At 60.6% G+C, this 14,887-nt stretch carries 10 protein-coding genes; 4 read left to right on the plus strand and 6 right to left on the minus strand.

Features of this window, described 5'->3' with window-relative positions; translation table 11 throughout:
- The 3 genes from OXI69_02865 to rpsU form a co-directional block, all read left to right on the plus strand.
- The coding region (locus OXI69_02865; GenBank protein ID MDE2665074.1) for a hypothetical protein at nt 1-725 on the plus strand (725 nt) is incomplete at its 5' end.
- On the plus strand, nt 688-2,700 hold the full coding sequence (locus OXI69_02870) for a DUF3857 domain-containing protein (protein ID MDE2665075.1): 2,013 nt from the start codon (nt 688-690) through the stop codon (nt 2,698-2,700). The genes OXI69_02865 and OXI69_02870, both read left to right, overlap by 38 nt.
- Before the next feature lie 510 nt (nt 2,701-3,210).
- The gene (rpsU, locus tag OXI69_02875; protein MDE2665076.1) at nt 3,211-3,414 is read left to right on the plus strand and encodes a 30S ribosomal protein S21; all 204 of its coding nucleotides are present in this window, start codon (nt 3,211-3,213) and stop codon (nt 3,412-3,414) included.
- A gap of 20 nt (nt 3,415-3,434) precedes the next feature.
- Here rpsU and pta read toward each other — a convergent pair whose 3' ends face one another.
- The 6 genes from pta to OXI69_02905 form a co-directional block, all read right to left on the minus strand.
- A complete protein-coding gene (pta, locus tag OXI69_02880; GenBank protein ID MDE2665077.1) occupies nt 3,435-4,460 on the minus strand; it encodes a phosphate acetyltransferase in 1,026 nt (341 codons plus the stop codon).
- Nucleotides 4,461-4,586: 126 nt separating this feature from the next.
- Nucleotides 4,587-5,687, minus strand: a complete 1,101-nt coding sequence (locus OXI69_02885; protein MDE2665078.1) for a tetratricopeptide repeat protein — start codon at nt 5,685-5,687, stop codon at nt 4,587-4,589.
- A 51-nt stretch (nt 5,688-5,738) separates the two neighbouring features.
- Nucleotides 5,739-7,139 carry a sigma-54 dependent transcriptional regulator gene (locus tag OXI69_02890; GenBank protein ID MDE2665079.1) on the minus strand — a complete coding sequence of 467 codons (1,401 nt, stop codon included), beginning with the start codon at nt 7,137-7,139 and terminating at the stop codon, nt 5,739-5,741.
- Nucleotides 7,132-9,969 (minus strand): ATP-binding protein, encoded by a 2,838-nt coding sequence (locus tag OXI69_02895; GenBank protein MDE2665080.1) that lies wholly within the window; start codon nt 9,967-9,969, stop codon nt 7,132-7,134. The genes OXI69_02890 and OXI69_02895 overlap by 8 nt, the downstream gene beginning before the upstream one ends.
- Nucleotides 9,970-10,004: 35 nt before the next feature.
- A complete protein-coding gene (locus OXI69_02900; protein MDE2665081.1) occupies nt 10,005-11,705 on the minus strand; it encodes a carboxypeptidase-like regulatory domain-containing protein in 1,701 nt (566 codons plus the stop codon).
- A 293-nt stretch (nt 11,706-11,998) separates the two neighbouring features.
- A complete protein-coding gene (locus OXI69_02905; protein ID MDE2665082.1) occupies nt 11,999-13,627 on the minus strand; it encodes a GWxTD domain-containing protein in 1,629 nt (542 codons plus the stop codon).
- 252 nt (nt 13,628-13,879) lie between these two features.
- Here OXI69_02905 and OXI69_02910 point away from each other — a divergent pair, with 252 nt between their 5' ends.
- The gene (locus tag OXI69_02910; protein MDE2665083.1) at nt 13,880-14,536 is read left to right on the plus strand and encodes a hypothetical protein; all 657 of its coding nucleotides are present in this window, start codon (nt 13,880-13,882) and stop codon (nt 14,534-14,536) included.
- Nucleotides 14,537-14,887: the final 351 nt, after the last annotated feature.

A 14,887-nucleotide genomic window follows, 5' to 3' on the forward strand; every position in this document is an offset into this window, starting at 1 on the left:
AATCGCTGATCCTCCACCGGAAACAACCCTTTTTCCAGAAGACTCCCACTTCCGGTCCCGAGAGAAGCCGGGTTCACCGCAAAGCGAGTTTCAAGCTGCACGAGGACGGAACGCTGGAAGGAACGGTGGAGATGATCTTCCACGGCCATATGGGCGTGTCCCGCAAGAACCTGTATGACGCCCTAACCCCGGAGGAGCAGCAGAGGGCCATTTCAGAGGAGGTGCAGGAACGGTTGAATACCGCTGAAGTGACCGAGGTAGAGATCCTGAACGCCAAAGCCATCCGAGACCCCTTCACGGTGCGCTACAAGATTCGGGCGCCGGGTTATGCCCAAGGGGTCGGCAGGCGTCTGCTGCTGCAGCCGGCCTATTTCCAAATGAACGTGCCCGCGGAGTTTGAAACCAGCCAGCGCCGGTACGATATCTACTTCCGTTACCCCTGGACTGAGTCGGACGAGATCACCATCGAGCTGCCGCAGACCTACCGTCTCGAGAGAGTCTCCTCACCCGGACCGTTCACCATGAGAGGCGTGGGAAAATACGAGGCCATCCTGGAGCCAAGCGACGGTAACGGTCTGACCTACAGGCGCAGCTTGCGCTTCGGAGACAACGGGACGATACTGTTCCGCTCCGACGCCTATCCTCAAATCAAGCGAACCTTCGATTACATCCACCGGCAAGACAACCATGTGCTCACACTCACCCGCAAGCCGGCGGCGGATTGACCGGTGGCGGGTCCAACCAGGGGCGGCAGCCCTGGTCCTGATCGGTCTCTGCTCCCCCTGCCTGGCGGCCGAAAGGCCCCCTTCCTGGCTCACCGAGCTGGCTTCCAGCCGAATCCCCGAATACGACAGCGACGTGGGAGCAGTCGTTCTTCTCAACGAAATGACAGTGACCGTGGAGCCGGACGGCAAGGTCACCACCTCGGTGAGGAAAGCCGTCAAGGTCCTGACCCGGGAAGGCCGCAGGGAAGCTCGCGGGGCTGTGATCTATCGCAGCGACAGCGGCAAGGTCCGTCGGCTGCGGGCCTGGACGCTCTACCCCTCCGGGGCTTCAAAGACCTATCGCAAGAAGGACATCATCGATGTCTCGTTGGTGGAAGATGATGTCTACCATGTCTATGACGAGTCGCGGGAATCGTCCATCCGCGGCATGGCTGACGCCGATAGGGGTTCAGTGTTCGGCTATGAATCGGTCTTGGAAGACCGGTCCCTATTTACCCAGTTCAGCTTCAGCTTTCAGGACGATCTGCCGGCCCTGCTCTCCCGTTTCCGCCTGGAGCTGCCTTCGGGCTGGACCGCCGAGTCGGTCACGGACAACCACCCGTCCATTGAACCCCTGGTCAACAACTCCTCCTACACCTGGCAACTGGAACGCCTGCCACCGGTATCGGACGAACCCGCCCGGCCCGGGCTGAGGTCGATCGTGCCCCGGGTCAACGTCGGCTACTTTCCTCCGCCTCAGGTCAAGGCCGCCGGACCGACCTTCCGCGAATGGAGCCAGGTTTCGGCCTGGCTTGCTTCCCTTGCCGACCCTCGGGCCAGGCCCGACAAAGCCGTCATCGCCAAGGCACAAGCGCTGACCGCGGGAAAGGAAAGCCAGCTTGAGAAAATCGAGGCCATCGCCGATTTCTCCCAGCGCATCAAGTACGCCTCCATCCAATTGGGAGTGGGGCGGGGCGGGGGATACCAGCCCAGTCCTGCAGGGGAGACACTTCAAAACGCCTATGGAGACTGCAAGGACAAGGTCAACCTCATGCGCTCCCTGTTGGCGGCGGTGGGCATCGAGTCCTTTCCGGTTGTGATCTTTTCCGGTAATCGCCGCTATGTGCAGCCCGACTGGCCGTCCCCTCGACAGTTCAACCACGTCATCATCGCCGTGAAGTTTTCAGGAGAGCTGAAAGCACCCGCGATGGCCTCTACCGGCCGCCTGGGGCAATTCCTGCTTTTCGACCCGACCGACCGCTACACGCCATTGGGCTACCTTCCCGACCACCAGCAGGACAGCCTGGCGCTGCTGGTCAAGTCGAGCGGCGGTGAGCTGCTGCGGGCACCGGCGGCCACTCCCCAGGCCAATCTCCTCAAACGCCATGTCACCATGAGCCTGGCTCACGACGGCTCCATCGGCTGTCAGATTCGAGAACGCCTCGAGGGAAGCTCCGCCAGCAGGAATCGGCGCCTTCACAGAAGGCTGGCGGGCAGGGACTACCGCAGGGTCATCGAACGTTGGATCTCCCGCGGCGCTCCGGGCGCCGCCGTATCCAGGATCGAAGCCGGCGAACGCGACCGAGGTGGTTTCTTCCTGGACGTCGATTTCACAGCGGTCGCCTATGGGAGGACGGTGGGTCAATATCTCCTGATCTTCAAGCCGGCCGTGGTTCTCCAACGAGGCTTCACCTATCTCAACCAAACCGAGCGCAAGTACGCCGTGGTTCTGGAGGCCGACAGCTACCAGGAAACCGTGGAGGTGGATCTTCCCCCGGGATTTACGATAGATGAAATGCCCGAGCCCGTAACGCTCACCACGCCGTTCGGACGCTACCGGGCTGACTGGCGGGTCGAAGCCGGCAAGCTCCTCTTCAAGCGCCATCTCGAGCTCGACAATGCCGTTGTTCCTCCCGAGGACTATGCATCGGTGAAGGAGTTCTTCGACGAGATGATTGCGGCCGACCAAGCGCCGGTGGTGCTGATGAGGCGGTAAAAGGCAGAGGTTAGTGGAGAGTGAAGAGTGGAGAGTTATTTGATCGACACGTTAAGCACCTTGTTGTCTCGACGCAGTCCTTCAAATCAGTCCGGCCCCCGTTCTGGATGAAGCCCCCCGGGAACGCGGGCGTCCCGCCCGCACACATCTTGGCATAGCCTCGGCCATCTGCTCCACCCAACTCGACCGGCAACGGCTCGAGGACTCTGCTTCGGCTGAGCCCATGCCGTTCCCGCCGGCAGCTTGGCAGGGTGCCGTATCGCAGGGAAACTGAGCGGAACGCAACGGGAGTGCATGCGGGCGGGACGCCCGCGTTCCCGGGGGACGCCTCTTCCAATCACTCTTGCACCTCAGGGGGGCATGCGCCGACTTGCCAGGTCATTTTCCACTCTCCGCTCTCCACTCGCCACTCTTCACTATCCACTCGAAGAGTGGTTACCCCTTGACAGGCAGTCGGGGATTTACCTACCATCCTGCAGTTATCGACGCACCCAAGGGGGGTGAAACAGAGTGGCGGAAGTCAGGGTTCAAGAGGGCGAAAGCCTGGAAAACGCCTTGCGGCGCTTCAAGCGCAAGGTCCAGACCGAAGACATCATCAAAGAAGTAAAGCGGCACTCCTTTTATCTGAAGCCGGGCGAAAAGAAACGAGTCAAGCAAGCCTTGGCTCGCAAGCGGAGCCGAAAAAAGCAGCGAAGAGACGCCGAGTCGCGCTGACGAAGACAAAACCGTTCCCGTCACCTACCCGGTGACGGGGGCGGGGATCCCGCCTGCACCGCGGTAACCACTGCGGTATTGACAATGTCCTGAGCCGTGCAGCCCCTGGACAGATCATTGGCAGGTTTTTTCAACCCCTGCAGCACCGGTCCGACGGCTTGCGCGCCGGCAAGTCGCTCCACCAGCTTGTAGGCGATGTTGCCCGCCTGCAGGTCCGGGAAGATGAGGGTGTTGGCCCGCCCGGCTACCGGGCTTTCCGGTGCCTTCCGACTACCGATCTCCGCAATCAGGGCCGTATCCACCTGCAGTTCACCGTCCAACTGCAAGCCGGGATAACGCTCTCGGGCGGTGAGGGTCGCCTCCACCACCTTGTCCACCAGAGGGTGGCTGGCGCTTCCCTTGCTGGAGAATGAGAGCATGGCCACCCTGGGTTCCACCCCCAGCAGCGCCCGGGCGTTGTGGGCTGTCGCCGTGGCGATATCCGCCAACTGGGAAGCATCCGGATTGGGCACCACGGCGCAGTCGGCAAAGATCAGGGGCTTCTCTTCCCGGCCGGGACCTCCCGGCAGCAGCATCAGAAAGAAGCTGGAGACCAGGGAACAACCGTCCTGCAACCCGATGCACCGCAAGGCCGCCCGGACCGTCTCGGCCGTGGTATGGCTTGCCCCTGCCACCGAGCCGTCGGCATCGCCCCAACCCACCATGGCGTTTCCGAAATAGAGGGGATGTTCCAGTTGTCGGGCCGCCTCCTGCCGGGTGACGCCCTTGGACTTCATGCTGTCATGGTAGAGCTCGGCGTAGTGGTTCAACCTGTCCGAGCTCCTGGGGTCGATGACCCCGACCGATTCCAGGTTCAGTCCCAGAGCCTTGCCCTTTTCCGCGATGACGCCGGGGTCCCCCACGAGAGTCAGCCGCATCAACCCCTGGTCCTGAATCCTGGCGGCTGCCGTCAGAGTGCGCTCGTCGGTTCCTTCCGGCAGCACGATATGCTTCCCGGACCCGGCAGCTTTAAGGGTCAACTGTTCCAGAACGGATGACTTGGTCAAGGCAATTCCTCCGGCCCGCTTTTCTCGGCGGGTGCCTGGTTACATCCCGATCGACGATCGGCAAACAATCTTTTCGTGCCCTTTCATGGGCCTTGCTGTTCCTTGGTGGCTATTTCTTCCCCGGACTCACCGGGTGGAATCCAGGAGCTTGCCGGCCCGCACGGCGGCGGCCTTGAACTCCGGGTCGGGACGCAAATGGTGGGCTCGCCGGTAGGAGTCCAGGGCTTGCCGGAAATCTCCCGTTTTTTCCCGACAAAACCCCAAGGCATAGTAGATTTCCGGATTGCCGGGATCTTCTTCAACGGCGTCTTCCAGGGCCACGCTTCCTTCCGGGTATCGGTGCAATCCAATGAGAGCCTGCCCCAAGCTGTAGAAGATCCCCGGATGTTCCCTGTCAATAGCAATGACCTTGCGAAAGTGTCTCTCGGCATTGGGGAATTCCCTCAAGCCCAAGTGAGCCCTGCCCGCCAGGTGGTGTGCCGCCAGGCTGTCCGGACTCAGGGCCAGAGCTTCCGCCGCCAGAGCCACGGCCCTGTCGAAATGGTTTGCCGTTCCTCCTTCACTTGCCGAGAGCCGCAAGCAGACTTCGCCCAGGGACACCAGGACTTGCGGTTGGCTGCGGTTGAGCTCCAGGGAGCGTTCCAATGCCGCCAGGGCTTCCGGAATACGGCCCCGGCTGTACTCCAGGCTGCCCATTTGGGCAAAGAAGGCGGGCTGCTTGCCCGCCAAGGGCTCGGCCCTCTTGAATTCCCGGTGGGCCAAGTCAGCATGGCCCTGCCGCAGCAGAATCGAACCCCGAGAAAAGTGATACTGGAACCTGTGCCGGTCGGTTTGAATCAACGCCTGCCCCTTGTCGAGCGACTGCAGGGCGTTTTCGTAGTTGCCCCGCCCCGCTTGAACCCGGGCCAGCCCCATCTCCGCCTCGAAGTCGGGCTTCAGTTCCAGAGCGCTCTTCAGATAGGTCTCCGCCTGATCGTAGTCCCGCAATTGGTAGTAGCTGAGACCCAGAATTCGAAGGACCAGGGCATCCTGGCGATTCTCCCTGACCTCGGCCAGAAGCACCTCCACGGCTCGACGATATTTCCCCTGTTGGTAGTAGCTCAGCCCGACGAGCCAATCAGCGGCTGCGGGAAGCGCAACCATCCCGAACGCCATCGACAGGCTCAGGGCCCGGGCAATCCACAAGACAGGTCCTCTCCGCGGAAACGGGGGAATCAGGCGTTTCATGGGCACTCGAACACGATTGGCGGGCCGGCGGCAAGGCAAGAATGGCGGGGGCTACTGTCGCAAGCGCCTGCGCTTGGCGTCAATTCCCAGGCGCTTGACCTTGGAGTTGAGCGTGGAGAGGGGCAATCCGAACCGCTCGGCCGCTTCGGTCTGACTCCAATTGACACTCTCCAGCATCTGCAGGATCACGTCTCTCTCGAAGGTGTCCAGGATATCGCAGAGCGGCTTGCCGTCCATGGCAGGCATGCCGTTGGTCTTGGGAATCGTTGGGGTCGGCTTGACCTCAAGGGATATCAACTCCCGGGACAGATCGCCCGATGTGCTCAATACGACCGCCCGCTCGACGACATTCTCCAGCTCCCTCACGTTTCCCGGCCAGTCGTATCGCACCAGGAGCCTCATGATCTCGGGAGAAACCGGCCCAAAGGTCTTGTTGTTCTCCTGGCTGAACTTCTTCAAAAAGTGATCGACCAGCAGCGGAATGTCCTCCTTGCGTTCCCGGAGCGGAGGCAGTTGAACGGAAATCACATTCAGGCGGTAGAACAGATCTTCCCTGAAGGTTCCCTGTTCCACCAATGCCTTCAAGTCCACGTTGGTCGCGGCAATGATACGCGCGTCCACCTTGATGGTGTCCACGCCACCCAGACGCATGAACTCCTTCTCCTGAATCACCCTGAGCAGCTTGGCTTGAGTCTCCAGCCCTACCGATCCGATCTCGTCAAAGAAGATCGACCCCTGGTCCGCCACCTCGAACAGTCCCTTCTTGGAAGCCACAGCGCTGGTAAAGGCGCCCTTGAGGTGCCCGAAGAGCGTGCTCTCCAGCAGGTCCGCGGGAAGACTGCCGCTGTTGACGGTCACAAAGGCCTTCCTGGAGCGGCTGCTGTTGGCATGAATCGCCTTGGCGACAAGCTCTTTCCCGGTGCCGCTCTCCCCTTGAATCAACACCGTGCTCCGGCTCTGAGCCACCTGGGTAACCAGGTCGAACACCTTCAGCATCTGCTCGCTCTTGCCAACCATGTTGGCGAAACCCGACTGCTGCTTGAGAGCGCGCTTCAGCTCCCGGTTCTCATACTGGAGCTTGCGCTGTTGAATTCCGTTTCGGATATCCAACAGGAGCTTCTCGTTATTCCAGGGCTTGGTGACATAGTCCACCGCTCCGGACTTGATGGCTCGCACCGCATTTTCAATGGTGCCGAAAGCGGTGATCATGATGACGGCGGTTTCCGGTGAGGAACGCCCGATCTCCTCCAGGACTTCCAACCCGTTCTTGTCGGGCATCATCACGTCCAGGAGCACCAGATCGAAGAGGTCGGACTCCAGCTTCTTCAAGCCGTCCAGACCCCCCTCGGCCAAGGCCACCTTGTAGTTGGCTTCGGACAGCAGAAACTCGAGACTCTCGCGAATCGCAGGTTCGTCGTCGACCACCAGAATGGATCCGGCGTGCTCAGACATTGGCCACCTTCCTGGCGGCAGGAAACTCCACGATGAACCGTGTGCCCTGACCCGGCTTGGAATCCACCATGATGTTTCCCGAGTGCTCCTGAACGATCCCGTAGGTCACCGAAAGCCCCAATCCGGTGCCCCGGCCCATTTCCTTGGTGGTAAAGAAGGGGTCGTAGATCTTCGGCAGGTGCTCCTCGGGGATTCCATTTCCGGTATCCTCAATCTCGATCCGGAATACGGAATCCGGTGTGGATGTCCTGACCAGCAATTCTCCTCCGCCGGGCATGGCGTCCTTGGCATTGATAAACAGATTGAGAAAGACCTGCTGCAGCTTTCCGGGGTTGCCGTGGACCCGGACGGTGGTGGAGCCCAGCTCCGTCCTCAGACGGATCTTAGCTGCCTTGAGTTGGTGATCCAACAGGGACAGCGTCTCGGAAATAACGCCGTTGACCTCCAACTCCCGAAAGGCTGTTCCCTCGGTCCGGGAGAAGTTGAGCAGGCGGTTGGCAATCTCGGAGGCGCGTTTGGACTGCGCCACGATCTTCCCCATCATTTTCGCCTTGGGATCGTCCTCGCTCAACTGCTTGCCCAGCACCTGGCTGTAGGTGGAGATCACCGCCAGCGGGGTATTGACCTCGTGGGCCACCCCGGCAGCCAATAGCCCGATCGAGGTCAATTTCTCGGACTGCGCCAGTTGATCTTCCATCTGGACCCGCTCGGTGTTGTCGTCCAGAATGATGATCCGACCGGTGACTCCACGATCCTTGTCCATGAGAGGGGTGACGGTGGCGTCCACCACGCGCAGGTCCCCGCCAAACTTGAGTCGGCACTTGTAGAGCCGAAAGACCTCGGAATGTCCCGCAGGGTCGGGCCCCATTCGCATCCGCATCTCCCGGACCAGGTTTTCGGGAAGCACCTCGGAAACCCCCTTGCCGATGACATGATCCTTGGGGACCCCCATCAGGGACTCCATTTGAGGATTCCAACTCTCAATCCGTTCCTCCAGATCCACGACCACCACCCCGACGCTGATGGATTCGACGATGCTCTCACTGTATTCCTTGAGCTGCCGGAGCTCCTCCGCCTTCTGGTGTACCGAGGAGTAGAGCCGGGAATTCTCCAGAGCGATGGCCACATATCCGGCGATGGTTTGAAGAAGTTCCACGTCCTCGCTGGTGAGCAAGTCGCCTCGATGGGTCCGCCCCAGTCCCAGGTAGGCAATGGTTTCCCCCTTGGCGACACAGGGAAGGTAGTAGTGCAGCCCGAGTTGTTCCAGAGCTTCACGATGTTCCGGCCTCTCCCCCATGAGACTCCTGAGGTCCTCGTAGAACAGAAAGCCCTTGGCCAGGGAGGGATTCCGGGGATGCAGATAGCCCAGGTCCAACCCGTGGGGCTCTCGCGGCAGACCTACCGACTTGGCCAAGCGGAACTGCTGGGAGTGGCCCTCCTCCCCCAGAAAAATGGCCACCTTGTGCACCGAAAGAGTCGTGCTGATCTTTTCGGTCACCGACTCCAGCAGCCGGGAGACGTTCACCTCCGAGCCGAGCTTCTTCCCGAACTCGATCAGGGTCTGCCGGTAGTCGTACCGGTCCCGGTAGAAGTACTGGTCCACCTTGGACTGAATCCAGTTGCGCAAGGGGACAAAGGCGAATCCGGCCACAACCACCGAGACCATGGCGTACCAATTGATGGACTGGGCTCCAGCCGCGTGGAACACCTGACTGACGATGGCCAGCAGCCCCAGATAGAAACCCACGTTGGCCAACGAGGCCAGCGTCGATGCCATCCCCTTCTTGAAGATGATGTCCACATCCATGAGGCGGAACTTGATGATGGCGTACCCGAAGGTCAACGGGATCAGCACCAGCGGCAGCACCGTGATCTCCATCCAGACCGTGGGAACGACTCCCATCCAGTAGGGAACGGCATAGACCAGGAAGAAGGGCAGGGTTCCGACGACGGTTCCCATCACGATCCACTTCATCTGCTGCCTCAGGATCTGGTTGGTGCTGGCCCAGTAGGTGTGGGCCAGAGCCAACATCCCCAGGACGAACAGACCGGCAAAGTGGAGCATGTGTAGCTGATCCAGCAGAATCCGTGTTCTCAGCGGCGCCTCGACCAGCAACAGGTTGAAAACGAACAACACCTGAATCCCAAGCAGCAGCAGGGCCGGCAGGTAGAGGACAACCTTGAGAGGGGTGTAACGTTCCAGGAACGACTTGGGGTGAGGGAAACTCAGACAGAAGTGGAGAAACAGCGGCGGCAAAAACAGCAGGCAAACGGCGTCCAGCCAATAGACCCCCCAATCGAAAACGTTCAGCTCTCCGGTGTAGGAAAAGGCAAAGACGCCGAAAGAGGCCAAACAGATGGTGTAGAAGTGCAAAGCCCCCTTGGCTTGCCATCTCCGCAGAAAAATAAAGACGCCGATGAGAAGATAAAGGAAGCCAACCGACTCCAGAAACCCTTTCAAGCGCAGATTGGCAGGCTGGGGTGTGATCACCAGGGTGGTGACGTAGCCGGCCCCGGAGCGTGTCAGGGAGTATTGCACTTTCGACCACACTCCCAGTTGGTCCAGCTCCTCCGAAACCTGCGTGGCTCGGGTGATCGGCCTGTCGTTGATGGCCACCAACAGGTCACCCTTGCGAATGCCGGCCTTGTCCGCGGCCCCTCCGTCCTCCACGATGAAGGCTTCCACGCCGCGAGTGGTCCTGATCCACCCGCTCCCGTCATCCGGCGTGACATGCTGCCGCTTCTGCCGGCTATTCTGGATGCCGATCACCGCCAGGCACGCGGTGAGAAGAACGATCAGAGTCGTCTTGAAGCCGAAATTGGCAACCATTGCCTTGCTCTAGGACAAAACCGGGGGCAGCCCGTTCAGAACTTGAGTCGGATGCCACCCCGCAACGACCGGGGGGTTTGGAGGAATTCGGAGTGTCTGGGCTCACCGGCAGCGTCCGTCAAATCGAACCGGTGCTGATCGAAGAGATTGTGGACATCGAGCTGGGCTTCCAGTTCGCCCGGAATAAACCGTCCCACGTAGGGTATGGACTGAGTCACCATGAGACTCAAGCCGGGAGCGGAACTCTCGAAGTACTCCTGATAGGGATCGATGACGGTGAGCGAAACGCCCGAGACATATCGATAGGTCGCGGCCACTCGTGTCCCGGAGGAATTCGCCTGAGCTTTCAGCCGGGCCACCATCACGTGGTAGTTCCTCGGCGTCAGGCCGAATGCTCCGTGGCCCCACTGCGTCCCTCCTCCAAAGGTATATCCCAGGTCCGAGCGCACGCCGTGACCCAGCCGACGCCCATAGGCGACGCGAACGCCCTTGGAGGAAGCCGGGACGATTCTGCGCGAGCCGGTCGCCGCCCAGGCCCTGCCCGGCGAAAATCGATCCGAATAGACACCCACGGCCAATTGAGTTTCGTTGCCGAACTCATGGTCAACCGTCATTTCCGTGTGGGTGGCTTCGGTTTGGCCCAAACGCATCTTGCTCCCGAACGGATGCAGGAAGGGAGATGAAAAGGAAAGCTCCTCTCCGGATTGGGATGGAGCCGTGCGATAGTGCCGCGGCATGGACTTGGTGCGAACGAACGCCACCTGGTAGCCGGAATGGGGCCTCATTCTCAATCCCCAGCGCGGCCGTACCCGTCGAGCCTTCACCGAGGGATCGGTAGCCTGGAGCTCCACCCCGTAAATCGCCGAGATGACCTCGGAAATAGCCACCTCGTCCTGGAAGTCCAGGTTGAAGAGATTGAGCCGCTGCAGGTGCCCCTTTTCGGATGGAACCTGCCGGTCCAAATAGGGGAAGCTGCCCAGGCTCACCCGCAACGACGGATTATGCCCCTTCAGGTTCTTCCACCGGATCAACGAGTCCAACTCGGTGTAGCCGCTCTCGGATACCGTTCCGGCCATCAACCACTGGGAGTTCGAATTGAGGTCCTTCACGAAGACGAACTCGGTAAAGGCGCCACCCAGGTCCAGCAGGTCCGGATCGGCGGAATAGGCGGTGGAGTAGACGTGAACCGATCCGTGCCATCCCTGGTCGGCCTGAGCCGACGCTCGGGGCGATTCCAGATCGAGCTCCAGGTCGGCACGCTGGCCGGTCCCCTGGAATCGCAAAATCGGCCGGGTGGAAGAAGCCATTCTCAACACCGAACCGATGTCCTCTTGCGGGGCGGAGGAACGATCGCCCGGCGCCCCCGGGGACAGGGTCTGGAGATAGAGATTCTGCAAGCTGAGGTTCAGGCGCTCCATCTTGCCGGCCACCACCTCGATGCCCGACTTCAAAATCGGCAGGTAGCTGGCCAGGCTGACGCTGAGAGCGTAGGAACCGGGCAAGAGGTTTCCGATCTCGAACTGACCGAATCCGTCGGTGGTGACTCTCTGAACCACTCGCGGGTTGAGGGTTCCCTGCATAACCGTAACCAGCACGCCTCCAAGCGGCGTTCCCCGCGAGTCCTTGACGAAACCGGAGATGTGCCCGTGGTCGTCCTGTGCCGCCGCCTGGGCGTGCAGGGCCCCTCCAACCAGCAGGGCAATGAGTAGCACGACAGTTGTGTGACCGATTCGCATCGAGCGTTTCCTCGTTTTCATTCTTCCAAACCCATGACGCTCCGGGGGGTAAACCCGCATGTCTCACCGGGGGGCGTGATCATGGCGCAGGCATTTCCCTCTCAGCGCGTGCTCGTGAGCGAAGAGCGTAGCGGCCACTACGGTCGAGCGAGCATGTGCGCGCTGAGGGGAAAAGGACAAGCCAGGGCGCCCCCAGCGCCGTCCATTTCCGCAAGCCGCCACCATCAGTCCGAAAAGGTTGAACACAAGAGGCCCTTCATAGTGTTTCCAGCGGCCCGGTGAGACATGCGGGTTTAGTGCACCTCGAAGCGACCGACCTGGACGACCGAGCGGTCCGACAACTTGTCGGTCACCTTGACCTCCAGGTGGTAGTGGCCGGGTTGCAGGGACTTGAGCGATACCTTCCTGGCCAAAGTCATCTGCCGGGAAGCACCCACCAGCTCCTGCTGGTCCTCCTGTAATCGCGCGATTTCCTCTTTATCTCTTCTGAAACGGTACTCTATGGCAGCCGAGGGCCGCTTCGTTTCCTGATCCAGGGTCAAGTTGTAAACCTGGAAGTAGATCCCAAGGCTCTGTTCCCGATTGAACTGCTCACTCACATTGGGATGGACCTTGGTTTCACCGATCACGAACATGCCCCTCCCCACCTGCCGGTCGGGAAGCTTCTCGATGCGGTCGGCCAGGATCAGAGTGCTGGTGGCCAGCCGGTCATCCTGATACTTGGGCACCACGATTCCGACGTACTCCGTTCCCACGTTGCCGCTGTTCAGGTCCTTGAGCACCAACTCCAGCTTGTAGCGGCCGGAGCGCAAGGGCACGGCACGCTGATAGCGGGATTTTCCGCCAAGGGTTTTCTTGAACAGCGAGCCGGGAACGTCCTTGACGACCGCATCCTCGAAGACCTGAACCACACGGCCGGTGATGGTGGACACCCTGCCGAAGATGTTGACCTGAGCCCGCTGAACGCCCTCCTGGTCCTTGAAGGTCAAATCCTTGTGGAGCAGCTCGATGGTGGTGAGCGTCAGCACGGTATCTTCGGTGATCCTCAGAAAGTCCGTCCGGGAGTTGAAGGGGAGCAGGTTGTAGGAGATCTTGGTGTTTACGACAGCCTCCAGGTCGGTAAACTTGACCTTGGGCGGGCGTTGCAGGGCCGCGTATTGGGAGAGGCGCTCGAACTGATTGTACCGCCGGCTCCGGCCGCCGGGGGAGGCCCCCAGAGCCATCCCCGACGGATCGGTGAAACGATCCGCCTTGCTGGCCATACCCATGCTCTCCATGGTGGTCAGCCCGGCGTTGGGCACATACAGCAAGGCATCCTTCTCGCTGGGATCCATGGTCAGGCGGTATTCGCCGGTCATGGTGGGGTCGACGAATTCGATCAGCACTTCATTGCCCAGGTCCGGCCCCTCCAGGTGGCGGTAGCGCCAGATTTCGAAGGGGTAGGTGCTGGTGATTCCTCCGCCTTCGTCAATGGGACGGGCGTAGCGGCCGCCGCCCGCATGGGACTCGATTTCGTCGGGAGGACCGAAGGTGATATAGATCCTCCCCCGATCCGTCAACCACCCCGGGGTCCCGGACGAGAATCGCTCATTGGCATAGGCGATGCGCCGGTAATGTTCATCCCTGGCCTCGTTCACGACCGTATCGGGATTGGGATCCCGCCTCAACCAGAACTGTTCGATGAACTGGTACCTTTCATCGTCGGTGGTCAGTTGCCGGAAGGCTTTCTTTTCTTCCTCCGTAATGATGTAACGGGCGTCTTCGCGAATCCACTTCTTGAGATAGCGATCCGAGGTTTCCCGCTTGAGGGATTTCTCCCGCTGCTCTTCACCCTGGGCTGCCTCCCCTGGGAGTCGACCCGCAATCAGAACCGCGGCCACCCAGCAGAAGAGGATGAACCGGCTTGGCTTGCGCACTCTCACGAACAGTCCTCTCAGTCCACGTGACTTTGGTCGGATTGCAGCATTGGAAAGTGGACTGGAATCTTTTTGATTATAGCCCGCAACCGATTGATGTCAATACCATTATGGATTGTCGGCAGGGGCGGGACTGACTTGCAGTCAACCGCCGTGATAGTATGCGGTCGGGACGCCGGAGGAAATCGTGAGAGTTGGTGAATCCTCGTCGACACCCTGCCACGGTTCCCGGACAACTCCGAGTCTCCCATCGTTTCCATGACGCCCTCAAAGCGAACCTGCCCGTTGTGCCCGACCCGCAAGGCCAAGCGCTTCTGCCCGGCCAAGCAGACCCATATCTGCCCGGTCTGTTGCGGGCAAAAGAGGGAGGTGGAGATCGACTGCCCGGCCGACTGCGACTACCTGCATTCGGGGCGGGAATACGAACGGAGCCGGAGGGCCAGGCTGGGAGACCGAGAGCCGCTGACCGCAAGGTTGTGGGACCAATCCTTTCAGGCCAGGAACATGGAGTTGCTCACAGGTCTTTGGACTACCATCCACCAGTCGCGCTCCCAGTCTCCGGAGCTGGTGGATGGCGATGTGCGGGAGGTCCTGGAACGGCTGGCTCGAACCTATCGAACACTGGAGGGGGGCATCTACTACGACCACGTGCCCGACACGCTTATTCAGAAAGCGCTCTATGGATCGCTGAAATCCCTATTGGACAAGCGCCGCAAACCGGAAGACCTCTCGGCTTCCACCCCCAAGACCGGCGACGTGCTGGATTGCCTCCAGATGACTCTGGAGATGGCCAACCTCTCCGACTCGTCCCGGCCCAGGAGCCGGGAATTCCTGGACCGGCTTGCAACCATGGTGTCGCAATCAAGCAAAGAGCGGACCCCTCCCGAGGACTCCCCCAAAATAGTCCTGCCGTAGGCGGATTTGGGTTCCTGAAGAGTGCACGTCAATCGAATGACGCCGGCAAGGCTGCGCTGCCCGTGGCTCTGGTGGTCACACCCGGGGCGTGGCGCTTCCCCCTTCCGGTTCGTATGCGGGCTTCGGTTTCGGGGCGCCGCGTTTGCCCCCCTCCGCATCAGCCTTCGCCTGCGGCTCGGCTTCTGTGCAATCCATTCATGGTTTACACAATAAACCGCATACATGGTTTACACGGCCAGTCTTCTTTATGTAGGGCTAAGCATATCTCCAAGGGGGTCGATGGGCAACGAGCGGGCGTGCTCCGCAGGGAGGGCGGAGCCCGACCGAAGGAGCACTCCCGGCTTCACTCCC

Source organism: Acidobacteriota bacterium (assembly GCA_028875575.1).
GTDB lineage: Bacteria > Acidobacteriota > Terriglobia > Versatilivoradales > Versatilivoraceae > Versatilivorator.